1 protein-coding gene is annotated in these 398 nt (G+C 65.1%); it reads left to right on the forward strand.

The window, feature by feature from the left end:
* The first annotated feature begins 48 nt into the window (after positions 1-48).
* Entirely contained in the window at positions 49-207 is a 159-nt protein-coding gene (locus tag FS507_RS19875) for a hypothetical protein (RefSeq protein ID WP_186314748.1), read from the forward strand.
* Positions 208-398: the final 191 nt, after the last annotated feature.

Below are 398 nucleotides of genomic sequence, written 5' to 3' on the forward strand. Positions count from 1 at the left end.
GGAAGGGGGTGGAGATGGGGGAGACTGTGAGGACCGGTGAGGGGGGGGATGAAGGAGGGTGAGGAGGGTGAGGAGGAGGGTGAGGGCCTGGGCGGGTCGAGAGTGTGGGAGGAGGGGAATGTGTGGGAGGTGTGGAGGAAAGTGGGGAGGGGTGAGGTGGAGGTGGAGGGGAGGATGGGGATGCGGTGGTGGGGGATGATGTGGTAGTGGTGGTGGGTGAGTGTGATGGAGGGTGGGAGGGTGATGGGTTGAGGGGGTGAGGTGGATGAGGGTGAGTGAGAAAGATATGGTGGAGGGTATGGTGGGGGAGGTGATGGAGGGGAATGGGGCAGGGGAGGAGGGGGGGGGGGTTGGTGTGGGGATGGGGAGGGTGGTGGTGGGGCGGGAGGAGAAGAAGA

This window comes from Corynebacterium glyciniphilum AJ 3170, assembly GCF_007673095.1.
Taxonomy (GTDB): domain Bacteria; phylum Actinomycetota; class Actinomycetes; order Mycobacteriales; family Mycobacteriaceae; genus Corynebacterium.